22 protein-coding genes are annotated in these 22077 nt (G+C 74.4%); 13 read left to right on the top strand and 9 right to left on the bottom strand.

Features of this window, described 5'->3' with window-relative positions:
• The first annotated feature begins 76 nt into the window (after positions 1 to 76).
• Complete coding sequence (locus tag ACZ5DC_RS23375; protein ID WP_468655583.1) at positions 77 to 610, top strand: STAS domain-containing protein; 534 nt, start codon at positions 77 to 79, stop codon at positions 608 to 610.
• Between the two features lie 43 nt (positions 611 to 653).
• On the opposite strand, the gene ACZ5DC_RS23370 is transcribed toward ACZ5DC_RS23375, so the two are convergent.
• A complete protein-coding gene (locus ACZ5DC_RS23370) occupies positions 654 to 1862 on the bottom strand; it encodes a hypothetical protein (protein ID WP_468655581.1) in 1209 nt (402 codons plus the stop codon).
• Between the two features lie 175 nt (positions 1863 to 2037).
• On the opposite strand from ACZ5DC_RS23370, the gene ACZ5DC_RS23365 reads away from it, so the two are divergent.
• Positions 2038 to 3492, top strand: a complete 1455-nt coding sequence (locus tag ACZ5DC_RS23365; RefSeq protein ID WP_468655579.1) for a glyceraldehyde-3-phosphate dehydrogenase — start codon at positions 2038 to 2040, stop codon at positions 3490 to 3492.
• A gap of 75 nt (positions 3493 to 3567) precedes the next feature.
• On the opposite strand, the gene ACZ5DC_RS23360 is transcribed toward ACZ5DC_RS23365, so the two are convergent.
• Positions 3568 to 5517 (bottom strand): collagenase, encoded by a 1950-nt coding sequence (locus tag ACZ5DC_RS23360; protein ID WP_468655577.1) that lies wholly within the window; start codon positions 5515 to 5517, stop codon positions 3568 to 3570.
• A 147-nt stretch (positions 5518 to 5664) separates the two neighbouring features.
• Positions 5665 to 6618 carry a LysR family transcriptional regulator gene (locus ACZ5DC_RS23355; RefSeq protein ID WP_468655575.1) on the bottom strand — a complete coding sequence of 318 codons (954 nt, stop codon included), beginning with the start codon at positions 6616 to 6618 and terminating at the stop codon, positions 5665 to 5667.
• A gap of 521 nt (positions 6619 to 7139) precedes the next feature.
• Here ACZ5DC_RS23355 and ACZ5DC_RS23350 point away from each other — a divergent pair.
• On the top strand, positions 7140 to 7712 hold the full coding sequence (locus ACZ5DC_RS23350; protein WP_468655573.1) for a TetR/AcrR family transcriptional regulator: 573 nt from the start codon (positions 7140 to 7142) through the stop codon (positions 7710 to 7712).
• A 48-nt stretch (positions 7713 to 7760) separates the two neighbouring features.
• On the top strand, positions 7761 to 8927 hold the full coding sequence (locus ACZ5DC_RS23345; RefSeq protein WP_468655571.1) for a GDSL-type esterase/lipase family protein: 1167 nt from the start codon (positions 7761 to 7763) through the stop codon (positions 8925 to 8927).
• Between the two features lie 17 nt (positions 8928 to 8944).
• Here the strand turns inward: ACZ5DC_RS23345 and ACZ5DC_RS23340 are convergent, their stop codons facing one another.
• Complete coding sequence (locus tag ACZ5DC_RS23340; RefSeq protein WP_468655569.1) at positions 8945 to 9616, bottom strand: class F sortase; 672 nt, start codon at positions 9614 to 9616, stop codon at positions 8945 to 8947.
• Between the two features lie 151 nt (positions 9617 to 9767).
• Positions 9768 to 10361, bottom strand: a complete 594-nt coding sequence (locus tag ACZ5DC_RS23335) for a hypothetical protein (RefSeq protein WP_468655567.1) — start codon at positions 10359 to 10361, stop codon at positions 9768 to 9770.
• 214 nt (positions 10362 to 10575) lie between these two features.
• On the opposite strand from ACZ5DC_RS23335, the gene ACZ5DC_RS23330 reads away from it, so the two are divergent.
• The 7 genes from ACZ5DC_RS23330 to ACZ5DC_RS23300 all read left to right on the top strand — a co-directional run bounded on the left by ACZ5DC_RS23330 (position 10576) and on the right by ACZ5DC_RS23300 (position 16120).
• Positions 10576 to 11586 carry a Vgb family protein gene (locus ACZ5DC_RS23330; protein ID WP_468655565.1) on the top strand — a complete coding sequence of 337 codons (1011 nt, stop codon included), beginning with the start codon at positions 10576 to 10578 and terminating at the stop codon, positions 11584 to 11586.
• Between the two features lie 121 nt (positions 11587 to 11707).
• Complete coding sequence (locus ACZ5DC_RS23325) at positions 11708 to 12574, top strand: SCO6745 family protein (RefSeq protein WP_468655563.1); 867 nt, start codon at positions 11708 to 11710, stop codon at positions 12572 to 12574.
• A 210-nt stretch (positions 12575 to 12784) separates the two neighbouring features.
• Positions 12785 to 12994, top strand: coding sequence for a hypothetical protein (locus ACZ5DC_RS23320; RefSeq protein ID WP_468655561.1), 210 nt, complete (start codon positions 12785 to 12787; stop codon positions 12992 to 12994).
• A gap of 74 nt (positions 12995 to 13068) precedes the next feature.
• On the top strand, positions 13069 to 13905 hold the full coding sequence (locus ACZ5DC_RS23315; protein WP_468656090.1) for a fructosamine kinase family protein: 837 nt from the start codon (positions 13069 to 13071) through the stop codon (positions 13903 to 13905).
• A 99-nt stretch (positions 13906 to 14004) separates the two neighbouring features.
• Positions 14005 to 14196, top strand: coding sequence for a putative ATP-grasp-modified RiPP (gene tgmA, locus ACZ5DC_RS23310; protein WP_468655559.1), 192 nt, complete (start codon positions 14005 to 14007; stop codon positions 14194 to 14196).
• A 17-nt stretch (positions 14197 to 14213) separates the two neighbouring features.
• On the top strand, positions 14214 to 15197 hold the full coding sequence (gene tgmB / locus ACZ5DC_RS23305) for an ATP-grasp ribosomal peptide maturase (RefSeq protein ID WP_468655557.1): 984 nt from the start codon (positions 14214 to 14216) through the stop codon (positions 15195 to 15197).
• 35 nt (positions 15198 to 15232) lie between these two features.
• Entirely contained in the window at positions 15233 to 16120 is an 888-nt protein-coding gene (locus tag ACZ5DC_RS23300; protein ID WP_468655555.1) for a Gfo/Idh/MocA family protein, read from the top strand.
• A gap of 69 nt (positions 16121 to 16189) precedes the next feature.
• Here ACZ5DC_RS23300 and ACZ5DC_RS23295 read toward each other — a convergent pair whose 3' ends face one another.
• Entirely contained in the window at positions 16190 to 17098 is a 909-nt protein-coding gene (locus ACZ5DC_RS23295; RefSeq protein ID WP_468655553.1) for a GNAT family N-acetyltransferase, read from the bottom strand.
• A 256-nt stretch (positions 17099 to 17354) separates the two neighbouring features.
• Between ACZ5DC_RS23295 and ACZ5DC_RS23290 the strand changes: the two genes are divergently transcribed.
• Positions 17355 to 18461 (top strand): PP2C family protein-serine/threonine phosphatase, encoded by a 1107-nt coding sequence (locus tag ACZ5DC_RS23290; RefSeq protein ID WP_468655551.1) that lies wholly within the window; start codon positions 17355 to 17357, stop codon positions 18459 to 18461.
• Between the two features lie 18 nt (positions 18462 to 18479).
• Here the strand turns inward: ACZ5DC_RS23290 and ACZ5DC_RS23285 are convergent, their stop codons facing one another.
• Together ACZ5DC_RS23285 and ACZ5DC_RS23280 are read right to left on the bottom strand one after the other, a co-directional pair.
• Positions 18480 to 18920: an Lrp/AsnC family transcriptional regulator gene (locus ACZ5DC_RS23285; RefSeq protein WP_468656088.1), complete on the bottom strand. Its 441-nt coding sequence runs from the start codon at positions 18918 to 18920 to the stop codon at positions 18480 to 18482.
• Between the two features lie 27 nt (positions 18921 to 18947).
• Positions 18948 to 20297, bottom strand: coding sequence for a transaminase (locus ACZ5DC_RS23280; RefSeq protein WP_468655549.1), 1350 nt, complete (start codon positions 20295 to 20297; stop codon positions 18948 to 18950).
• A gap of 341 nt (positions 20298 to 20638) precedes the next feature.
• Here ACZ5DC_RS23280 and ACZ5DC_RS23275 point away from each other — a divergent pair, with 341 nt between their 5' ends.
• The gene (locus tag ACZ5DC_RS23275; protein ID WP_468655547.1) at positions 20639 to 21112 is read left to right on the top strand and encodes a hypothetical protein; all 474 of its coding nucleotides are present in this window, start codon (positions 20639 to 20641) and stop codon (positions 21110 to 21112) included.
• Between the two features lie 4 nt (positions 21113 to 21116).
• Here the strand turns inward: ACZ5DC_RS23275 and ACZ5DC_RS23270 are convergent, their stop codons facing one another.
• The gene (locus tag ACZ5DC_RS23270; RefSeq protein WP_468655545.1) at positions 21117 to 21326 is read right to left on the bottom strand and encodes a hypothetical protein; all 210 of its coding nucleotides are present in this window, start codon (positions 21324 to 21326) and stop codon (positions 21117 to 21119) included.
• Positions 21327 to 22077 lie beyond the last annotated feature (751 nt).

Below are 22077 nucleotides of genomic sequence, written 5' to 3'. Positions count from 1 at the left end.
GTGTATTAGTTGACGTACATCAGGGTGAGGGGGCAACGTTGAGTCCAGTCCCTGCGCACACAGGCGGGAGCAAGCCATGTACCACAGCATCCACCGGCCCCAGCTCGCGGGCGGGGCCGATCTGCCCCGCCCGCGCGGCCGGCAGGCCCTGGACGCGACCCTGCCGACCGGCCTGGCCACCGCCTCCTGCACGCCGGTCGGGGACCGGGTCCGCGTCCGGATCCTGGGTGAGCTGGACCGTGACTCCGCGAGCCGGCTCCGCGCCGGCTTGTACGAAGCGCTCGCCACGTCGAAGCGCGGCCTCGACCTGGACCTGGGCGGGCTCGGCTTCTGCGACTGCGCCGGCCTGGGCGTTCTGATGGAGCTGCGGCAGCGGGCCTGCGGCCAGGGCAAGACGGTCGTCATCCGTGCCGTCAGCCCGGTGCTCGACAGGCTGCTCGGCCTCCTCGGTGCCCAGGAGCTGTTCACGCCGCCGGACCCGCCGCACATCGAACTGCGCCATCCCGGCCCGGCCACCGCCCCCTCGCCGAAGCCGGAACCGTCACCGGGCACCATGTCCGCCCAGGGCCACGCGGACGGGATCGGATGCCGCCGGACCCCGCGGTGCTGAACCCAGGTCCCGGGGGAACCGCTCACACGGCTGCGCCGACGGCTCACAGCGGGGAGTGCGCCACCGCCGTCACATAGGCGCCGAACAGCAGGGAGACCAGGGCGAGGGCGCCGTAGACGACCATCGCCGCCGGAGGACGCAGCCACCACGTACGGGCGAGGGCGCGGGCCACCGGCACGAGCAGCGGGAAGGCCGGCAGCAGGAACCGCGGCTTGGAGGAGAAGGAGCCGGAACCGCCGACCGCGAGCAGGACCAGGACGCCGGAGAAGGCGACCAGGGCCAGTGGGGGGCGGTCCAGGCAGAGCAGGGCGAACAGCAGGACGCCCGACACGACGACCAAGAGGGCCGCCGGGTACACGACGGCCCCGCCGTGCAGGAGCAGGGACTTGAGGAAGCGCAGCGAGCCTGCGCCGAAGTCGAAGCGGGAGTCCCAGGCGCGCTGGACCGTGAAGTAGCCGCCGAGGAGGTCTCCCGTACGGCTCCCCACCCACAGCACGTAGGCCGGCCAGCCCACCGGAGCCAGCAGCGCCCCGGCCCACACCCGCACCGGGGCCCGGCCGCGCTGCCGCAGCACCTGCTGCCCGGCGGCCAGGACGACGGCCACCGCCACCGCGAATCCGCTGGGCCGCGCCAGGCCCGCCAGCGCGGCCAGGGTTCCGGCCCACAGCCAGCGGCCCCTGAGCACGCAGTACAGCGCCCACGCGGCGAGTGCGGCGAACAGCGACTCCGTGTAGGCGATGGTCAGCTCGACGGCGTGCGGCAGGGCGGCCCACAGGGCGACCAGTGTGGTGGCGACGCCCCTGCCGTACAGGTGGTGGCCGACGAGGTAGACGCCGTACGCGGCCACGATCGCGGCCGTCCAGGCGATGAGCAGGGCGGACCGGCCCGGGGTGAGGGGCAGGACGGTGGTCAGCGCTCGGATGAGCGCCGGATACAGGGGGAAGAACGCCCAGTCGGTCTGGACGGCGCCCTCCGGGGAGATCCAGACGAGGCGGCCGTAGCCGTGGCCGGCGATGTGCAGGTACCAGCGGGAGTCCCAGGAGTGGGCCAGGTTCCTGACCAGCGGGTGTCCCCGGAGTGCGTTCGCGAGGACCACCGTGAGGATTCCGGCGAGCCGTACGGCCGCGAACAGGACGAGCGCCGGCAGGACGCCCTGCGGCCGGCCGGGTCCGGCCGGCCGGGGCGGCCGCAGGCGGCCGAGGGGCCCGGAGGGCGCCGTCGGCTCGGGCCGGGGGACGGAGGAGGTGCTCACGGCGTCGACCTTGGGCACACCGGTGGGGAGGTGCAACGCGCGACCCGGGTTTCCGCCGCCCCGCCCCCGGTTTTCACGCGTCCGGACGCGTCTCGGACACCGCTCGCCCCTTCAGAAGGGCCGCTCAAAGGGTGTGGTTATCATATGAGCGCTGCCTAGCTCGAAAGATGGATCTGTGACTGTCAACGACGACTCGTTCACCAACTGGAAGATCCGCGAGGAGATCGCGGAGTCGATGATCCCGCTCATCGGGAAGCTGCACCGCGAACGGGACGTGACCGTCCTGCTGCACAGCCGCTCCCTGGTGAACAAGTCGGTGGTCAGCATCCTGAAGACGCACCGCTTCGCCCGGCAGATCGCCGGCGCCGAGCTGTCGGTCACCGAGACCATGCCGTTCCTCCAGGCCCTGACGGCCCTCGACCTCGGTCCGTCGCAGATCGACCTCGGCATGCTGGCCACCACCTACCAGACCGACGAGCGCGGCCTGAGCGTGGCGGAGTTCACCGCGCAGGCGGTCGCCGGAGCCACCGGCGCGAACAAGATCGAGCGCCGCGAGCCGCGCGACGTCGTGCTGTACGGCTTCGGCCGCATCGGCCGGCTCGTCGCCCGCCTGCTCATCGAGAAGGCCGGCTCGGGCAACGGCCTCAGGCTGCGGGCCATCGTCGTGCGCGGCGGCGGCGGCCGGGCCGCCGAAGACCTCGTCAAGCGCGCCTCGCTGCTGCGCCGCGACTCCATCCACGGCCAGTTCCAGGGCACCATCACCGTGGACGAGGACAGCAGCACGATCGTCGCCAACGGCAACGCCGTCAAGGTGATCTACGCCGACGACCCGTCGCACGTGGACTACACCGAGTACGGCATCCGGGACGCCATCCTCATCGACAACACCGGCAAGTGGCGCGACCGCGAGGGCCTGTCGAAGCACCTGCGCCCCGGCATCGAGAAGGTCGTCCTGACCGCGCCGGGCAAGGGCGACGTCCCCAACATCGTGCACGGCGTCAACCACGACAGCATCAAGCCGGACGAGCAGATCCTGTCCTGCGCCTCCTGCACCACCAACGCGATCGTCCCGCCCCTGAAGGCGATGGACGACGAGTACGGCGTGCTGCGTGGCCACGTGGAGACCGTCCACTCGTTCACCAACGACCAGAACCTGCTGGACAACTACCACAAGTCCGAGCGCCGGGGCCGCTCCGCGCCGCTCAACATGGTCATCACCGAGACCGGCGCCGCCTCCGCCGTCGCCAAGGCGCTGCCCGGCCTCAAGGCGAAGATCAGCGGCAGCTCGATCCGCGTCCCGGTGCCGGACGTGTCGATCGCGATCCTCAACCTCCAATTGGCCCGCGAGACCACTCGCGAGGAGGTCCACGACTACCTGCGCGAGGTGTCGCTGACCTCGCCGCTGAAGCGCCAGATCGACTTCATCACGGCGCCCGACGCGGTCTCCAGCGACTTCATCGGCTCGCGTCACGCCTCGATCGTGGACGCCGGCGCGCTGAAGGTGGACGGGGACAACGCGATCCTCTACCTCTGGTACGACAACGAGTTCGGCTACTCCTGCCAGGTCGTCCGGGTCGTCCAGCACGTGTCGGGCGTGGAGTACCCGACGTACCCCGCGCCGGCGGTCTGATCCCCGGGCCCTGGTGACGCGTACGGCCGCCGGCCGGGGCCCCCGGTCGGCGGCCGCTCCACCGGGCGGGTGCGCTCAGGCCGGGGCGGGCCCACCGCACGCGCCCGCGGCGCACGCCGTGAGCCACTGGTCGAAGTCGGCGTCGTAGCGGGTGCCGATGCCGTCGTGGTAGACGGCGTACCCGCCGGCGTAGTCACCGGCGCGGAAGCGGGCGAGCATGCGCCGGACGTCGTCGGGGTGCCGCTCGGCCATGTAGCGCACGGCGAGGTAGCCCCACGGGTAGGTGCGGGTCACGTCGCTGTTGTCGTAGGTGCTGTCGAACAGGGTGCTCAGCCGGTACGTGTGCCGGCCGGCCTCCTGGACCGCCTGGTCGTCGGCGAGACCGCGGTAGCCGTAGGAGACGTACTCGGCGATGCCCTCGATCCACCACACGTCCGGTACGGAGATCTGCCGCGCGAAGTCGCCCCGCATGTCGTCGCGGGCGTCCAGGAAGTGCGTGTACTCGTGGTTGAGGTTCCAGATCCGGGCCGGGAAGCCGTCGTCGTAGTCTTTCTGGTACATGACCGACACCGGCTGGTTGGCCGGGTCCGCCGGGTCGCCGCCCAGCGTCATGCCGCCGTTGTCGGTGCTGATGCCGTACATCGCGCCGGCGTACGTCTGGTAGTCGGCGCGGCTCGCGAACACCACGAGCCGGACCGTGGAGGCGTACTGGCCGGGTATCGCGCCGTCGGCCCCCACGACCGAGCGGAACCAGGCGTCCTGGCCGAGCACGCTGGCGCAGGCGGCGTCGAGGTCGGCGGCGGTGAGCGCCTGGGCGCGGAGGGTCACGTCGGCGTCGCAGTGCCGGGTGACGGGCAGAACGGCCTTGTCCAGCCTCTCCGGCAGGCCGCAGACGTCGTAGTAGTCGCAGTCGGCCGAGTCGTAGTGGTCCGCCTGGGTGGCCACGGCCGCCCAGAGCGCGGCCGTCGGGCCGGTGACCGCCGTCCGGTCCAGCAGGTCCTTCGCCAACGGGCGTACGCCGTCCCGCAGTCCGGGGTGCTCGAGGTAACGGGCGAGGTTCATCCCTGCGTTGGAGTCCAGGAAGGCCAGATCGGTGCCGAGCCGGCCGGTGTTGGCCAGCGCGAAGTCGTGCAGGGTGCCCGCGATGCGCGGGTCGTCCTCGACCGCCCGCACGTACGCCGGGTTCCAGTTGCCGCGCCACAGCGGGGTGTAGACGTCGTTGACGGCCCTGACCATGCTGCCGACCGCGTCGTAGGAGCTGTCGTAATCGGTCAGCAGCCGCCGGTAGACGTCCAGGTAGCGGCCTTGCTGGTCGGCGCTGTCGGTCAGGATGACGGTCTCGCCGAGGATGTCGCCGTTGGCCGCCGTGACGTCACGGGAGTGGGGGCGGGCGAAGAAGGCGTCCATGCCGCCCGTGACGGCGGTCGTGAGGCGGGAGGTGTACGGGCCCACGTCCCCGGGGTGGTTGAACTGCGCGTAGTAGCCGGCGCGCAGGAAGAGGACCAGTTGCAGCAGGCCGCCGGAGTTGTCGCCCCGGTACCGCCCGGCGGTGCGGGTGAACGCCTGGGCGACGCTCAGCATCTGGGCCTGGCGGAAGACGGCGCGCGCGTCGGTGCCGGTGACCGGGAAGAGCGTGTCGACGCAGTCCGGGGTCGCGGCCCTGACGTAGGCGACGAGGGCGGAGCCGGTACGGCTGCCGAAGTCGGCCGGGGCACAGGAGGCCGCCGTCGCCGCACGCGGCCCTGCGCTCCTCGCGAACGCGGGCTGGCGCGGCGGGAGTTGGGCCGGGCTGAGCCGCCGGGCCTGGGTCGCGGGGTGCTCGGTCGCGACGGTGGACGCGGCGGCGGGCGACGGCACGGGCAGGTGCGCCCCGGGTGCGGTGGCCGGGGCGGTGTGCGGGCGGGGCGCGGCGAGTGCCGGCGTGGACAGCAGGCCGGCCAGGGTGACGCAGACGGCGGCGGCGCCGGCGATGCGGCCGGCCGTGCCCCTCGGCACGCGTCCGGGCAGCGCGAAGCGATAGCGCATCGGGATTCCTCCACGAAGGGATGCGCCTCTGTGGGGTGCGAGGCGTGTGAGGGACTGTCTCAGCGCGCCGCACCCGCCAACAATGGCGTGTGACATAGCACATGGCACTGGGTGCTCATAACATCGCGGCGCACTCGTGACCCGCCGCTACGTCCCGGTGGCGCTCCAGGTGCGCGAGGCCCAGGTGCGCAGGTGCGGGGCCTGGACGACGAGGTCGCGGTACGCGTCCGTGGCGGACCGGAACAGCGTCTCCACGACGTCGTCGGTGACGGTGGCCGGCCGCCAGGCCAGCACATAGCGGCACCACAGCGGGGAGCCCACCAGCGGCTTGACCGTGACGTGCGGGATCGGCCGCATCGTCGGCTGCACCAGGGACACCCCGAGACCATCGGCGATCATGCTCTGCAGCTGGGTCTGGTCACCGAGCCACTCGTGGACGGTCATCGGGGTGAACCCGGCCGCGGCGCAGGCGTCGTAGAACACCCCCGGCCAGCCGGCCCCGTCGTCCGGGGTCACGAACCAGGCGTCCTCGGCGAGGTCGGCGAGCTGGACCTGGGCGCTCTGCCGGAGCCGGTGGCGGGCGGGCAGGGCGACGAAGGTGGGCTCGGTGACGATGCCGCGGTGCCGGACGGCGGCCGAGTGCCGCAGCTCCATGCCCGGGTAGTCGGCGGCGATGGCCGCGTCCACCGCGCCCTCCTCCAGCAGCTCGACGATCCGCGAGGACGCGTAGACGCTGGTGACCGAGAGGGAGAGCTCCGGCAGCCGCGCACGGACCCGGGAGACCGTGCCGGACAGCATGGGCGAGTTCGTCGCGGCCACGCGCAGGGGACGGCGGGGGCGGTCGGCGGGCGGACGGTGCCCGATCGCGGCGGCCCGCGCGAGGACGTCCCTGGCCTGCTCGACGACCTCGGCGCCGTACCGGGTCGGCCGGACCCCGCCGGGCCCGCGCTCGAAGAGCGGCTCGCCGAGGTGGCGTTCGATGCGCCGCAACTGGGTGCTGACGGCCGGCTGCGAGTAGCCCAGCTGCGCGGCGGCACGGCCCACGCTGCCCGCGTCGGCGATCGCGCACAGCACCCGCAGGTGCCGCAGCTCCAGCTCCATCGCTCCACTCCCCGCCGGTTCCCGGTACGCCCGCGCACCGGCCGCCGATCACGCCGGTCCGCCCCAGCCGTCGCCGGCCGCGCTCACGGCCGGCGGACCGCAGCGTTCCATTGTGCCCTCCCGGACACAAGCCGCAGATCCGCCGGCACGGACGCCTGCCGGCGGGGAGCCCCGGGCACGGCCGCCGCGCCGCGAGGCGGCGCACTCCTCGGACGCCCGGCGTCCGGGCCCCGGCCGCACTTCGGCGTCCGCGCCGGCAGGAGCCCGGGCGGGCGGACATCCCACCGGCAGGCGTCCATGTCGCCTCCCGTCCGTTCTCCGGCGGCCCCCGGCCTCGGGAAACAGCTTCTCCCGGGCGGACGCGAGCTGCCAAGCACCCACAAATAAGCGGGTGTTCGGCACCGTGCCCGCTCATCCGGGAGTTGCCGGCGGGCAGCCGAGGCTGCCTAAATCGCTATCCTGTTTGCCTAAAGGCTTTAGGAAGCTGCACAATGGCTTTCCGGCAGACGGGAGAGACAGTGATGGTGCGTGCGGGGCTGACCACCGAACGGCTGGTGCGGGCGGGCGCGGAGCTGGCCGACGAGGTCGGCTTCGACCAGGTGACGGTGTCGGCGGTGGCCCGGCGGTTCGACGTCAAGGTCGCGAGCCTGTACTCGCACCTGAGGAACTCGCAGGACCTCAAGACGCGGATCGCGCTGCTCGCCCTCGCGGAGCTGGCCGACCGAGCCGCCGAGGCCCTGGCAGGCCGGTCCGGCAAGGACGCCCTCGGCGCCTTCGCGAACGTCTACCGCGACTACGCCCGCGCGCACCCCGGCCGCTACGCGGCGGCCCGGCACCCGCTGGACGCCGAGACGGCGGCCGGCAGCGCGGGCGTGCGGATCGCGCAGCTCACCCGGGCGGTCCTGCGCGGCTACGACCTGACCGAGCCGGACCAGACCCACGCGGTCCGCCTCCTCGGCAGCGTCTTCCACGGCTACGTCAGCCTGGAGACGGCCGGCGGCTTCAGCCACAGCGCGCCGGACCCGCAGGAGTCCTGGACCCGGATCCTGGACGCCCTCGACTCCCTGCTGCGCGACTGGCCCGCCCAGCCCTGACCGTGCGGCTCCCCCACGGCGATCCCCCTCGAAACGCAGGCAGACACGATGCTCACCATCCCCCTCACCGCCGGCCTGGTACGCGGTGCCCTCGAACTGGAGCGCACCGCGCGCGGCCTGCTCCCGCACCGGCTGCCCGCCCGGGCCCGCGCCCAGTGCGCCGACCCCCAGCTGGCCCTGGCGGAGTCCCAGCCCTCCGGCGTACGGCTGGCGCTGCGCACCCGCGCCACCACCGTGGAGCTGGACACCGTGCCGACCAAGCGGGTGTACGTCGGCGCACCGCCGCGCCCGGACGGCGTGTACGACCTGCTCGTCGACGGACGGCCGGCCGGCAGCGCCTCCCTCACCGAGGGCGACACCCTCACCATCGACCTGGGCACCGGCTCCGCCGAGCACCGGCCCGGCCCGGTGGGCACCGTGCGCTTCACGGGCCTGCCGGACACCGTCAAGGACGTGGAGATCTGGCTGCCGCACAACGAGACGACGGAGCTGGTCGCGCTGCGCGCCGACGCCCCCGTCGAACCCGTACCGGACCGGGGCCGCCGGGTGTGGCTGCACCACGGCAGCTCGATCAGCCACGGCTCAGACGCGGCGAGCCCCACCACCACCTGGCCGGCGCTCGCCGCGGCCCTGGGCGGGGTGGAGCTGGTCAACCTCGGGCTGGGCGGCAGCGCGCTGCTCGACCCGTTCACCGCGCGGGCGCTGCGCGACACGCCCGCCGATCTGATCAGCGTCAAACTGGGCATCAACCTGGTCAACACCGACCTGATGCGGCTGCGCGCCTTCGGCCCCGCCGTGCACGGCTTCCTCGACACCGTCCGCGAGGGACACCCCCACACCCCGCTGCTCGTCGTCTCGCCGGTCCTGTGCCCGCTGCACGAGGACACGCCCGGTCCCACCGTCATGGACCCGACCGCCCTCGGCGAGGGGCGCCTGCGCTACCGGGCCGCCGGCGACCCGGCCGAGCGGGCCGCCGGGAAGCTCACCCTGGAGGTCGTCCGGCAGGAGCTGGCCCGGATCGTGCGCGAGCGGGCGGCCGGGGACCCGGCCCTGCACTACGCGGACGGCCGCGAGCTGTACGGGAAGGCCGACTTCGCCGAGCTGCCGCTGCCCGACGGCCTCCACCCGGACGCCGCCGGTCACCGCCGCATCGGCGAGCGGTTCGCGGCGCTGGCGTTCGCCGGGGACGGGCCCTTCGCTGACCGCGCCGCCTGACCGGCGGGGACCGCCCCTCACACCAGGTGCGCGAAGACCACCAGGTTGTCGGTGTAGTCCCGCACCGTGCGGTCGTAGTCCCCGGCGCAGGTGATGAGCCGGACCTCGGGGCGCGACGCGTCCGCGTACACCCGTTCGCTGGGGAAGTCGTCCTTGGCGAAGGTCTCGGCGCTGTCCACGACGAACTCCGCCGTGCGCCCGTCGGCCCGCTGCACCGAGAAGCGGTCGCCGGGCTCCAGCCGGTCGAGGTCGGCGAAGACGGCCGGGGAGGTCACGGTGTCGACGTGTCCGGCGATGATCGCGGTGCCCGGCTCACCGGGCGCGGCCCCGTCGGCGTACCAGCCGACGAGATTGGTGTCGGCGGCGGGCGGCGGCTGCAACTGGCCCGAGTCGCCGAGCTCCAGGGTCGTGAAGGGGGCGTCCACGGAGATCTTCGGGATGCGCAGCCGGGTCGGTGCGGACCTCGGCAGCGTGTCGTCGGGCTGTCGCGAGTCGACCGCGGGCGGGGCGTGGGTGCCCGTGGCCCGGTGCGCCTCCGGCTTGTCGTCCGGCTGCGGGTGACCGCCGAACATGTTGACGGCGAGGAAGACGGCCGCCACACCCCACAGCGTCAGCCGCCCGCCGTAGCCGGCGCGCTGCTCGTCCGCTGCCGGTCCTGACGAGGTCGGGGAAGAGGGATCTGCTGCCATCGGACACCACCTCACTCGGGCACGGCAGCACGGGGATCAGGGCGGGGAAGACGGTGCCGGGACCGGCGTCCGGGGCGGGTGCGCAGGGGGCGCGGGCCGCCGGCGCGGGGGCGCGCCGGCGGCGTCCGCAGCCCCTGGGACGTACGGCCCGTCAGGACGCCGGCTGGGCGGCCTTCCTGCGGCGCAGCGCCAAGGCACCGGTGGCGCCTACGGCCAGGACGGCGAGACCGCCCGCGGTGACACCGGGCGCGGCGAGCGCGCCGCCACCGGTGTGCATGCCACCGCGCGGCTTCTCGTGGTCCTCACCCCAGTCGCCCTTGTCACCCTTGTCACCCTTGTCGCCCCGGTCGCCCTTCTCGCCCTTCTCACCGCGGTCGCCGTTGTCGCCCTTCTCGCCCCCGCCCTCGTCCTTGTCGCGGTAGGTCTCGGGGTCGAACCGGCTGTCGCCGCCCGAACTCCAGCCCCCGCTGCGCACCGTGGCGAGGGCTCCGCCACCCGTGTGCATTCCGCCGCGCGGCCCGTCGTGTTCCCCGCCGCCGCCGCGCTTGTTGCCGTACTCCTTGTCCTGGTCGTCGTCGGATCCCTCGTCCTCGTCGGAGCCGTTGTCCTGCTCCTTGCTGTACGAGGAGCCGTCCCGGCCGCCGCTGTCGTGCCCGGCCGCCACGGCGAACGCGGCGCCGGGTGCGGCGAAGGATAGGGCGGCGGCGGCAGCCGCCGTTGCCAGGAGCATGCGGGCAGAGCGCATAGTGATGTCCTTCCGCCGTGACCGGGCAGCGGATACCTCATCAGCTGGATGGACCCGGCCCCGACATGAACCACCGTCAGTGAGGCCCCTGACTCCCACCATCCGAGCCGCCCAGCCGGGTCACCACGCCACCCGTCTGCCCCAGCGCACCGGCTCCGGGACCCCTCGTCCGGCTCAACCGCCGACGCGGCCGTACGCCCGAAGGAGGCACCCCATGCCCAGGAACACCCGCCGGGGGCGACGGGGCCGGCGGCCGGCCGCCGGGCGGGCCGGTGCCCTGCTCGCCGTCACCGCCCTCACCGCCGGCGCCGCTCCCGCCGGCGCCGGGACGGTGACGGTGACGGAGTATCCGGTGACCACGGCGGCCGGTGCCGAGCCCGTCGGCATCACCGCCGGTCCGGACGGCGCGCTGTGGTTCGCGGAGCACGGCGCCGGGCGGATCGGGCGGATGACGTCCGACGGCACGGTCACCGACGTCCCGACCTCCGGTCCGGACACCGGTCCGTCGGAGATCGTCCGAGGTCCGGACCGGGCCCTGTGGTTCACCGAGACGACCGCCGGGCGGATCGGCCGCGTCACTCCCGCCGGGCCGCTCACCGAGTTCCCGCTGCCGGCGGCCGGCAGCGGCCCGGACGGGATCGCGCCGGGCCCGGACGGGGCGCTGTGGTTCACCGAGGCGACCGGGAACCGGATCGGCCGCATCACGACCGCGGGCCGGATCACCGAGTACCCGGTGCCCACTCCGGACGCCTCCCCCCACTCCATCGCGGCGGGCGGCGACGGCGCGCTGTGGTTCACCGAACTGAGCGGCGGCAAGGTCGGCCGGATCACTCCCGCCGGGCGGCTCACGGAGTTCCCGCTGCCCGGCGGGGCCTCCGGCTTCCCCGGTGGCATCGTCGCCGGGCCGGGCGGCATGTGGCTCACCGCGTCCGGCGGGCGTGCGGTGCTCCGCGTCGACTACTCCGGGCACGTGACCCGGTTCCCGCTGCCCGGTGCGGACAGCCTGCCCGGCGGCATCGCGCGCGGGCCCGACGGCCACGTCTGGTACGCCGACCAGGCCGGCCGCGTCGGCCGGATCACCGCGAGCGGCGCCGTCACCGCCTTCCCGGTGCCGGACGGCGGCGAGAAGGTGCCGTTGCGGGTGACGGCCGGGCCCGGCGGAACCGTGTGGTTCACGGAACTGCTCGGCAACGCCGTCGGCCGGATCCGGGTCCCCGCCCGGTGAGCCCTCGTGACGGCCCTCCTCCGCCTGCCTCCGCCCTCTTGTTATGACGAGTGTCATAACGCAGGCTGGTGCCGACAGCACGTCGTGGCCGACGCGGTGGGAGGAAGCAATGGCGGACGGGATGGCACGGACCCTGTGGGAGCGGTACGAGCCGGTGCACAGCCTCGTGTACTTCGCACCGGAGGCGCGCCGGGCCGCCGACGGGCTGGGGCTGCGCGGGTTCTGGATGGGCTACTTCGCGCTGCGCGCCGCCCCGCTCGGCACCGTGTCCCCGGCCGTGGTGACGAGCTGCTTCTACGTCTTCCACCCGGCCCGGGTCGCGCGGGCGCTGCCGGACGCCTGGTCCTACGCCACCCCGGCGCAGGCGCTGACGGCCCGGCTGGAGGCGATGGACGCGGCGATGACCCGCCTGTTCGGGGCGGACACCGTCGCTTCCGCCGCGTTCACGGAGGCCGCGGACCTCGCCTGGGAGGCCGCCGCGGGCGCGGACACCGCGGGCCGGGTGCTCGGCGCCGCCAACCAGGCGCTGGAACGGCCGCGGAAGCCGGCCGCCCGCCTGTGGCAGGCCCTGACCACCCTGCGCGAGCAGCGGGGCGACTCCCATGTGGCGGTGCTGGTCGGCCTGGGCCTCGGACCGGTGGAGGCCATGGTGCTCAAGGCGGCGGCCGGCGAGTCCGACGGGGCCTTGCTGCGCGAGACCCGGAAGTGGCCGCGGGACGAGTGGGCGGCGGCCGTGGCCCGGCTGCGCGCGGAGGGCCGGCTGACGGCGGACGGCACGCCGACGCCGGCGGGCGAGGCCCTGCGGGCGGAGGCCGAGGCGCTGACCGACGCGGCGGCCGGGCAACCGTGGACCGCGCTGGGCACCGAGCGGACGGAGCGGCTGGCCGCGCTGCTGGAGCCGCTGGCCCGCGCGGTCGACGGGTCGGGCCTGCTGCCGCCCGGGAACCCGGTGGGGCTGACCCGGATGACGTACCCCGTCGGCGGCTGAGGGCACCGGGCCGGGGACGTGCCCGGCGGGGCGGCGGTGCGACGGCCGGCAGCGAGGAGGGACGCGGGCGGGGGTACGGCGCCGGCGCCCAGGGCCCCGGTGCGGTGACGTGGCGCCCCCCGCACCGGACGTTCCGGTCAGCGCGAGCATCCGCGCCACGCGTTCCCCGGGTGCGGCCAGCGCAAGGCGGGCGCCGGTGCGGGCCGTGCGGTGGACCGCGATCAGGCAGGTGAGCCCGGTGAAGTCCGGGAAGGCGACGCCGGACAGGCCGGCGGGCACCAGGGGCCGCAGGGCGTCGGCGAGGTGTGCGGCGGTGTACAGGTCGAGGGCGTCCGCGACCGCGACGAGGTGACGGCGGGCGGGGCCGGTACGGGCAGCGACCGCCCGGCTTCGGCCGAGAACAGCCGTACCACCGCGTGAATCGCCTGGTGAGCGGCCTCGACCGGTGGTCGTACGCTGGGGCCGTGGTCAACCGAGACGAGGATCCAGGACAGGTGGCGGCCCGGCTGACCGGGCGCCCGGCCAGCCGGGCCCGGCGGTCTTCGGGCGCGCCCGCCGAAGTGCTGCTGGACGGCGGGACACCGGTGATGGTCAAGCGGGGCGACGGCCCCGGGGCGGTGCGCGCCGAGGTCGCGGGGCTGCGCTGGCTGGCCGCGGCGGACGCGGTCCGGGTACCGGCGGTGCTCGGGCACGACGAGCACTGGATGGTGACCGAGCGGGTTCCCGCCGGCTCCCCGGACCCCGCGGCGGCACTGCGTTTCGGCCAGGCCCTGGCCGCGCTGCACGCGGCCGGCGCACCGCACTTCGGGGCTCCGCCGCCCGGCGGGCCCGAGGACGCCTTCATCGGCCTGGCCCCCCTGCGCAACGCGCCGGGCACCGACTGGCCCCGCTGGTACGCCGAGCACCGCGTGCTGCCGTACGTGCGCGGCGCGGTCGACCGGGGCACGCTGCGGCCGGGCGAGGCGGCGGTGTTCGAACAGCTCTGCGCGCGGCTGCCCGAGCTGGCGGGGCCGGCCGAGCCGCCCGCCCGGCTGCACGGCGACCTGTGGAACGGCAACGTGCTGTGGGGCGCGGACGGCGAGGTCCGGCTGATCGACCCGGCCGCGCACGGCGGACACCGGGAGACCGACCTGGCGATGCTCCTGCTGTTCGGCTGCCCCCAGCTCGACCGCGTCCTCGACGGCTACCGGCAAGCGGCGCCCCTGGCCGACGGCTGGCGGGACCGGGTGGGGCTGCACCAGCTCTTCCCGCTGCTGGTGCACGCGGTGCTGTTCGGGCGGGGATACGCCGAACAGGCGCTGGCGGCGGCACGGGACGCGCTCGCGCGATGACCCGGAAGGAATGCCTCCGAAGCGTGCTCACGCACCGTGAGGAAACCAATCACCCGTTCGACTCGTATAAGGACGTGAAAGCCGAATCAGGGAGAGACCATGCAACCGTTCACGCTCAACTACGCGCGGCCCGCAGTGCAGTTGGACGTCACCGCTCCGTATGCGTACGACTCCGGACTGCAGTTGAACGTCCTCCCGGACGGGCGGATCGCCGCCACCGACCACGCGATTCTCAGAGCACTCGGGACCACGACCTCGACCGCCGGTTCCAAGACGCACTTCGACGACTGACCCGCGGGCTTCCACAGATGACCGTGCTCATCCTGACCAGTGAAGAGGACGTGACGGCGGACATGGTGGTCCTCCGGCTGGGCGAGGCGGGCGTGCCCGTCGTCCGGCTCGACCCCGCCGATCTCACCAACGGGGTGGCGCTGTCGGGCGAGTACGTGCGGGGCGCCTGCCGGGGGCATCTGTCCGTCGGCGGGCGCCTGGTGAGCATGAGCGGTCTGCGCTCCGTCTGGGTGCGCAGACCGGGCGACCCGGCCGCCCGCGCCGCCCAGCCGTCGGCCTGGCTGACCGAGGAGTCCTCGCAGGCGCTGTACGGCATGCTGCGCTGCACCGACGCCCGCTGGATGAACCACCCGGACGCCGCGCGCCGGGCCCGGCACAAGCCCTGGCAGCTGCGCCTGGCCCAGCGCAGCGGCCTCGCGGTGCCGGCCACGCTCATCACGACGTTCCCGCAGGCGGCGCGGGAGTTCGCGGAGCGCTTCCCGGACCTGGTGGTCAAGCCGGTCTCCGGAGCGCACCCGCAGGAGCCGCCCCGGGCGGTGCCGACCAGCAGGGTCGCGCCGGACGCCGACTTCACGGCGGTCGCCTTCGGCCCGACCCTGCTGCAACGGCGGATCGCCAAGCGGGCCGACATCCGGCTCACCGTCGTCGGCGGCACGCTGCTGGCCGCGCGCAAGCCCGCCGACCCGGACGCCCACCCGGACGACGTGGACGTCCGCTTCGCGCCGTCGGTCTCCCCCTGGCTGCCCGCGGACGTGCCGCCGCGCGTCGCCGAGGGCGTGCGGCGCTACATGGCGGGCGCGGAACTGGCCTACGGGGCATTCGACTTCGCGGAGGACGCCGACGGGATCTGGTGGTTCCTGGAGTGCAACCAGTCGGGCCAGTTCGGCTTCGTGGAGATGGACACCGGTCAGCCGATCGCCGCGGCCATCGCCCGGTGGCTGGCGGACGAGGGCGGTGCCGGCCGCGGGTGCGCGGACGGCGACCGCAGCGCGGCATCGTGAGGGTGCCGGCATCGGCTCGGAGAAAGGAACGCGACATGCGCATCGGACTGCTGGGAACGGGCCCGTGGGCCCAGGCGGCGTACGCCCCCGCCCTCGCCGGGCACACCGGCCTGGAGTTCGCCGGGGTGTGGGGGCGTCGGCCGGAGGCGGCCACGGAACTCGCGGAGCAGTACGGCGTCGCCGCGTACGCCGACGTGGACGCACTGCTGGCCGACGTGGACGCGGTCGCGGTGGCCCTGCCGCCGTCCGTGCAGGCCGAGTTGGCGGTGCGGGCGGCCCGGGCGGGCCGCCATCTGCTGCTGGACAAGCCGCTGGCGGTGACGGCCGCGCAGGGGCGGGCCGTCGTGGAGGCGGTGGAGAAGGCCGGGGTGGCGTCGGTGGTGTTCTTCACCGCGCGCTTCCAGAAGGAGCCGGAGGCCTGGATCGACGAACAGGCGGCCGTGGCGGGCTGGTTCACGGCACGGGCGCAGTGGCTGGGGGCGGTGTTCACGAGCGACAGCCCGTTCGCGGCCTCGCCGTGGCGGCGGGAGAAGGGCGCGCTGTGGGACGTCGGCCCGCACGCCCTGTCGGTGCTGCTGCCGGTCCTCGGCGACGTACGGCAGGTCGTGGCGGCGGCGCACGGTCCGGCGGACACCGTGCACCTGGTGCTCGACCACTCCACCGGCGCGTCGAGCACCCTCACGCTGAGCCTGACGGCCCCGCCGGCGGCGGCCGGGGCCGACGTGGAACTGCGCGGCGAGGCGGGTGTGACGGTGCTGCCGGGGAGTTCCGAGGGAGCGGTCCCCGCGCTCGCCCGGGCCGCCGACGCGCTGGTGCGGGCGGCCCGCACGGGCCGCCCGCACGCTTGCGACGCCGCGTTCGGCCTCCGGGTCACCGAGATCCTGGCCACGGCGGAGGCACGGCTGGCGGACGGCGGGGAGTGACCGGCCCGGCGCCGGGGGACGGGACCGGTCCCGTCCCCCGGCGCCGTGGGTCACCGCGCGCTCAGCGCGTCACCCGGCCGCCGCCTCGTGGTCGGTCCAGTAGTTGACGCGTTCCCGTACGACGGGATAGCCGGCCTTGGTGAAGTGCGCGGCCATCGGGACGTTGCCCTGGTCGGTGGCGGCCGCGATGAACTCGGCGCCCTGTCCGACCAGGAAGTGGGTGCACTCGGCGAGCAGGTCGTAGGCGTAACCGTGGCCCCGGTGCTCCGGTACGACGCCGACGAAGGCGACGCACGGCCCGCCGGGGTTGCGCGCCGGGATGTGGATGCCGACCGGGTCGCCCTCCGGGGTGCGCGCGATCTGCCACCACTCGCGCGGTGACGGGAACCAGCGCAGGATCTCCAGGTCCTCCCGGGCCGCCTGGTCCACGCCTCCCTGCTCGATGGCCCGGCGGGCGTGGGCGTCGAGCGTGCCGGAGGCGATGCGGCGCAGCAGGCCGAGGAACACGTCGTCGTCCGGTTCGGCGGTGAACACCAGCCGGCCGGGCCGCTCGGGCAGTCCCCGGTCCGGGGTCCAGCGGTACAGGAAGCGCTGCACCAGGGGGGTGTAGCCGGCCTGGCGGGCGGCACCCTCCCGGACGGCCACCGCGTCCCGGCGCAGCGGGTCGTCGCGCCAGCCGGTGGGCAGGTCGAGTTCGAGTTCGGGTGTCTGCCAGGGTGCCGTGCGCAGCAGCTCGGCGCCTGCCTCCTCCTCGCCCTCGGCGACGTCGAACCAGTTGATCACGAGCGGCTCGGGGTCCTGGGGGCGGCCCCACCAGGCGGCGCGCGCCACGGTGCGGCCGTCCCGCAGGGCGATGCGCTGCCAGTCGGGGCGGTAGCGGGTGTCGCGGTGCTTGTCGCTCAGCGCGAGCGGATCCGGCATGGTGCGGAAAAGGTGCGCGCTGCTCTCGTCGAGCGTGCGGATGACCAGGTCGGTCAAGGAATCCTCCGGGATGCGTACGGTGTGCGCGCTCCCGGTCTGCTCAGACGTGACACGCCCGCGGCACGGGGAGGGGGGAGCGCTGAATGGTGGTGATCCACATGACACTCGCCTCCTTCGTCCGTCCCGGGCGTGGTGATCACAGGTTAGGGGTTCGGCCGACCGGGGTCCACCGTTTTCCCGAGGGCTGTTTCCGCACCGCGTCCGGCGGGTCTGCCATGCCGCGGGTACGCCGGGAGCGGCGTAGCTTGGGGATGTGGATGCGGTGCGCGGCCGGTCGTCGCGCGGGGACCGGGAGGACCGCGGGTGGCTGCGGGGCGCGCCGCCGCCGTGGTGGATCCGGGTGCTGCCCGTGCTGCTGCTCGCGGCCGTCGGCTCGGCCACGATGGTCACGTCGCACGCGCGCGACCTCGGCTTCCTGCTGGGCGCCATCCCGCCGCTCGCGGTCCTGTCCTACGGCCCGCTGATGACCGGTCTGCTCGGTGTGGGCGCGATCGTGGTGCTGAACCTCCCGGCCACCCATCTGGACCTCCCCGGCAACACGGACGTGCTCACCATCGCGTTCGTGGCCGCGCTGAGCGTGTTCGTGTCCTACGTGCGCAGCCACCGGGACGCCCAGCTCGACACCGAGCGGGCGATCGGCGAGGCGGTGCAGCGGGCCGTGCTGCCGCCGCTGCCGGACCGGGTCGGGCGGGTGGGGTGCGCGTCCTTCTACCGGGCCGCGCAGGACGGGACGCTGGTGGGCGGCGACTTCTTCGACGTGCGCGAGGGGCCGTACGGGGTGCGCGCGGTGATGGGTGACGTGCGGGGGCACGGGCTGGCGGCGGTCGCGACGGTGGTGTCGCTGCTGGGGGCTTTCCGGGAGGCCGCCCTGGACCAGCCGGACCTGGAGTCGGTGGCCGCCCGGCTGGACCGCCGGCTCGCGGTGGACTCGGCGGGCGTCCGGGACGGGGAGCTGTTCGCGACGGCCCTGCTGCTGGAGTTCGCGGCGGACACGGCCGCGGTCCGGCTGGTGGCCTGCGGTCATCCGGTGCCGGTGCTGCTGCACGAGGGACAGGCCCGGGAGGTGACCGCCGCGCCCGGTCCGCCGCTCGGCATCGGGCTGATGGGGGTCGATCCGCCGAAGGAGACCACCGTGGCGCTCGGACCGGGCGACCGGCTGTTCCTGGCCTCCGACGGCGTGGGGGAGGCGCGGGACGGCGACGGCGCCTTCTACCCGCTGGCGCAGCGGCTGGCCGCCCTGTCCGGCGTCCCGTCCGCCGAGCTGCCCGGCGCGGTGTGGGCGGACCTGGCCCGGCGGCGCTACGCGGTCCGCGACGACGTCACCATGCTGGTGCTGACGCCCGGGCCGGCCGCCGACTGACCCCGTCGTCCCCGCCGGTCAGCCCACGTCCCACAGGAAGCGGTGGGTGTGGATGCCGAAGTACGGGAAGGACCGGACCTCGCGGACCCCCTCGATGGGGCGCACCACGTCGTTGACGAAGTCCAGCAGCGCCTTCGGGCCGGGTGCGACCACCTCGGCGAAGAGGTCGAAGCCGCCCGAGGTGAGCACCGAGTAGACGACCTCGGGGCGCTCGGCGAGGGCGTCGGCGACGGTCCGGGGGTCGCCGTCGACGCCGATGCCGAGCAGGGCCATGGCCTGTCCGCCCATGGCCATCGGGTCGGTGACGCCGACCACCTGGACCGCCTTGGAGTCCAGCAGCCGCTGGAGCCGCTGCCGGGCCGCCGACGCGGACAGCCCGACCTTGGGGCCGAGGTCGGCGTAGGCGATTCGGCCGTCGGTCTGCAGCTCGCGCAGGATGGCCCGGTCGATCTCGTCCATGTCCTTCATCCCGTCCGGCTCCCCGTCTCAGGCGGCCAGTTCGGCGAGCGCGGCGGCGAACACCTCGGTGTGGGTGTCGACGTCCTGTTCGGTGGTGTCCGGGCACATCAGCGCCATGTTGTGGAACGGGGTCAGCAGAATGCCCCGGTTGGCGAGGTAGAGGTGCAGGTAGTCCTCCAGCTCCGGGTCGGAGGCCGCCGCGGACTCGGTGCCGGTGCGCGGGGCCGGGGAGGTGAAGCGGTACTCGGTACGGGCGCCCAGCCGGCTGACCGACCAGGGCAGCCGGTGGGCCTCGATGCCCGCCCGGACGCCCGCCTCGAAGCGCTCGGCGAGGCTCGCCATCCGGGCGAACGCCTCGTCGGTCAGCACGTGCTCCAGGGTGGCGCGGGTGGCCGCGACCGACAGCGCGTTGCCCGCGAGGGTGCCGCCGACGCCGCCCATGTCGACGAGATCGAGGTCGGTGCGGCCGAGCAGCCGGTCGGCGAGCTCGGCGGAGAGCCCGTAGGCGCCGGCCGGGATGCCGCCGCCGATCGCCTTGCCGATGGTGAGCAGGTCGGGCTCCAGGTCCCAGGCGGCCGTGCAGCCGCCGGGCCCGGCGGAGAAGGTGTGCGTCTCGTCGTTGATGAGCAGGGCGCCGTAGCGCCGGGTCAGCTCGCGGACGCCGGTGAGGTAGCCGGGTTCGGGCAGCACGATGCCGATGTTGGTGAGGGCGGGCTCCATCAGTACGGCGGCGACGTCGCCGTGCGCCAGCTCCCGCTCCAGCCCGGCGAGGTCGTTGAACTCGGCGACCCTGCTGGTCAGCGTCACGTCGCAGGGCGCGCCGACGTTGCCGGGGCGGGCGGTGCCGGTGCCGTCCGGGCCGGTGACGATCAGCGACTCGTCCACGCTGCCGTGGTAGCAGTAGCTGTTGACGAGGATCTTCGGCCGGCCGGTGACGGCACGGGCGAGCCGGATCGCCCAGCGGTTGGCGTCGGTGGCGGTGAGCGAGAAGCTCCAGCGGGCCAGGCCGAAGCGGCGGGTCAGCTCGGCGCCGACCCACTCGGCGTCCTCGGTGGGCAGCATGGCGGTGGCCCCGCCCAGTTCGGCGTACCGGCGGTGCACCGCCTCGGTGACGGGGGCGGGTGAGTGACCGGCCATCGCGCCGGTGTCACCGAGGCAGAAGTCGATGTACGCGTGGCCGTCGACGTCGGTGACCCGGGCGCCGCGCGCCCCCGCCAGGTAGCGCGGAAAGGCACCGGCGGTCTTGTTCATCCAGGTCATCGGCACCCGGCCGAAGAGGTGGTCGGCGCGCGCGTAGGCCGCCCGGGAGCGCGGGTTGCGGCGTTCGGCCTCGGCGCTCTCGCGGGCCAGAAGGGCGGGCAGACGCGTGCGGTCCATGGAACACCTCGACAGAGTCAGGGAAGGAATGCCGTGAGCGTACGACGGAAATGATGCGCACCTCAAGGGTTGACGCTCGAATCAATTGTCTCCGCACTCGAAACGAGTGTTCGGCGTGCGATCCCTCGCTCGGCCGAGTGACGCATGGCCGTACTGCGACTGACGAACCAGCGTGCGGAGTTCGAACGCCCCGCCTCAAACGCCAGGGCGCGCCACCCCTTCCGCCACATAGAAATATCTACAACCATGCATATGCCGGGTTGGCGTGCGGACGCGCGAACTGCCCGGAAACGGCCGTTCCCTGCGCCCGGGCAGGCGAGCGAGGACATCCGGAGCAGTGCATGACGAACACGATGTGGACGCGGGGCGTGGAGTGGCTGGCGGCGGCGTCGGCAGACCCGCGCGCCTGCAAATGGGAATGGGACCACGGCGAGGGCGTCGCACTGCTGGAGGCGGGCCGCTTCTGGGACGTGCTGAGCGTCCCCGACCGGCTGGGACTGCTCGCCCTGGACCTGCTGTGGCGGCCCGGCCTGCCGGTGCCGGGCCCGACGCTGGTGGACACGACGGCGGGCAGGGTGGGGTTCTTCCTGCCGCCGGACCCGGCCGGCGGCTGGATCGGCGCCGGGCTGCGGTACGCGACCAGGGGCTCCTGGGTCACCGTGCCGCCGCCCTACCGGCCGGCGCGCTCCCTGGAGTGGCTCGTGCCGCCCGACGGCACCGGCACGCTGCACGCGCCCGGCGCCCTGGAGGAGGCGCTGCGACAGGCCAACGGCACGCTGGCGGTGCTCGCCCCGCTGTGCGCGCCGTACCGGTGACGGTTCACAGGTGCCTGGCCTCGCGCCGGGCGCCGCGGGTGCGGCCGGAAAGGGCGGCCCACAGCGCGTCCGGCTCGGCGGGGACGGTCCGCCCCTGCGCCCGCCACTCCGCGACGAGCCCGGCGTAGATCGGCTCCCCGCTACGGTCCATCTGGCGCAGCCGGCGGATCCGGTCCATGCGCTCCATCCGGTCCATCCAGTCCAAGCGGTCCATGCCGGGGCAACGCCCGGGACCCGCCACCGGTACGCCCCGGACCGCGCGCTCACCGGGTCGGGTGACTCCATCGCCCGAACGAGACGTTCCACCCGTCGGACAAGCATTACGTCAGGTCGGGAGCCTCCCGGGCTCGGGCCGGGGGCGTGCCGGGCGCTCTGTGCGGGCCGGTCCGGGCTCCGACGTCCGCCCCGCGTCCGTCGCCGGCCGGTACGGCCCGTCCGGCCCATCGATCCCGTCGGCCTCTCCCCCACCGTGACGCGCCGGCTGAAGGAGAGCGGTCAGTGCCTCGGGGAGTACATCCAGCGGCACGTCCTCGGTCCGGCCGGCCTGAAGCACACGCTGTTCCCGCGGGGCAGCGAGTTCCCGGCCGCGCTGGAACCCGTCGAGGGGCTGGGCTGCCACGGCGATGATCTCCCGGGCTGGGCGTCTTCGACGCACCAGGCTGGGCCCTCACGGTCCAGCTCGACACCGACACCGAGCACGCTGTTCGGCCGGGCGATGTCAGTTCCCCGCGAGCCGACGCCCCCGAGGTCCCGGAGGCATGACGGTCCGCGCGCCGGTGCCGGCGGACATGGCTCCGCCGACGGCCTGGGGGGGAGTGGCCGCCGGCGGAGACGCCGCGCCCCGGGCGGGGGGAAGGCCCTGGGCGACTAAGACGGTGTCCTATGTGGTGATCGCTCGTTGGGCTGCGTATGGGGCGGGGTACGTGGAGTTGGATTGTTCCGGACGGGCTGTGGGAGATCGCGAA

It is taken from the genome of Streptomyces sp. NPDC031445 (assembly GCF_055581365.1).
Note: the sequence above shows the minus strand (reverse complement) of the source record. Positions and strands in the feature narration are given on the sequence as shown.

What these genes read in the sequence shown, in the direction of transcription:
- ACZ5DC_RS23375 (WP_468655583.1), top strand. Translation starts at nt 77, where the DNA reads ATGTACCACAGCATCCACCGGCCCCAGCTCGCGGGCGGGGCCGATCTG.
- ACZ5DC_RS23360 (WP_468655577.1), bottom strand. Translation starts at nt 5,517, where the DNA reads ATGCGCTATCGCTTCGCGCTGCCCGGACGCGTGCCGAGGGGCACGGCC.
- ACZ5DC_RS23355 (WP_468655575.1), bottom strand. Translation starts at nt 6,618, where the DNA reads ATGGAGCTGGAGCTGCGGCACCTGCGGGTGCTGTGCGCGATCGCCGAC.
- ACZ5DC_RS23350 (WP_468655573.1), top strand. Translation starts at nt 7,140, where the DNA reads ATGGTGCGTGCGGGGCTGACCACCGAACGGCTGGTGCGGGCGGGCGCG.
- ACZ5DC_RS23345 (WP_468655571.1), top strand. Translation starts at nt 7,761, where the DNA reads ATGCTCACCATCCCCCTCACCGCCGGCCTGGTACGCGGTGCCCTCGAA.
- ACZ5DC_RS23340 (WP_468655569.1), bottom strand. Translation starts at nt 9,616, where the DNA reads ATGGCAGCAGATCCCTCTTCCCCGACCTCGTCAGGACCGGCAGCGGAC.
- ACZ5DC_RS23335 (WP_468655567.1), bottom strand. Translation starts at nt 10,361, where the DNA reads ATGCGCTCTGCCCGCATGCTCCTGGCAACGGCGGCTGCCGCCGCCGCC.
- ACZ5DC_RS23330 (WP_468655565.1), top strand. Translation starts at nt 10,576, where the DNA reads ATGCCCAGGAACACCCGCCGGGGGCGACGGGGCCGGCGGCCGGCCGCC.
- ACZ5DC_RS23325 (WP_468655563.1), top strand. Translation starts at nt 11,708, where the DNA reads ATGGCACGGACCCTGTGGGAGCGGTACGAGCCGGTGCACAGCCTCGTG.
- tgmA (WP_468655559.1), top strand. Translation starts at nt 14,005, where the DNA reads ATGCAACCGTTCACGCTCAACTACGCGCGGCCCGCAGTGCAGTTGGAC.
- tgmB (WP_468655557.1), top strand. Translation starts at nt 14,214, where the DNA reads ATGACCGTGCTCATCCTGACCAGTGAAGAGGACGTGACGGCGGACATG.
- ACZ5DC_RS23300 (WP_468655555.1), top strand. Translation starts at nt 15,233, where the DNA reads ATGCGCATCGGACTGCTGGGAACGGGCCCGTGGGCCCAGGCGGCGTAC.
- ACZ5DC_RS23285 (WP_468656088.1), bottom strand. Translation starts at nt 18,920, where the DNA reads ATGGACGAGATCGACCGGGCCATCCTGCGCGAGCTGCAGACCGACGGC.
- ACZ5DC_RS23280 (WP_468655549.1), bottom strand. Translation starts at nt 20,297, where the DNA reads ATGGACCGCACGCGTCTGCCCGCCCTTCTGGCCCGCGAGAGCGCCGAG.
- ACZ5DC_RS23275 (WP_468655547.1), top strand. Translation starts at nt 20,639, where the DNA reads ATGACGAACACGATGTGGACGCGGGGCGTGGAGTGGCTGGCGGCGGCG.
- ACZ5DC_RS23270 (WP_468655545.1), bottom strand. Translation starts at nt 21,326, where the DNA reads ATGGACCGCTTGGACTGGATGGACCGGATGGAGCGCATGGACCGGATC.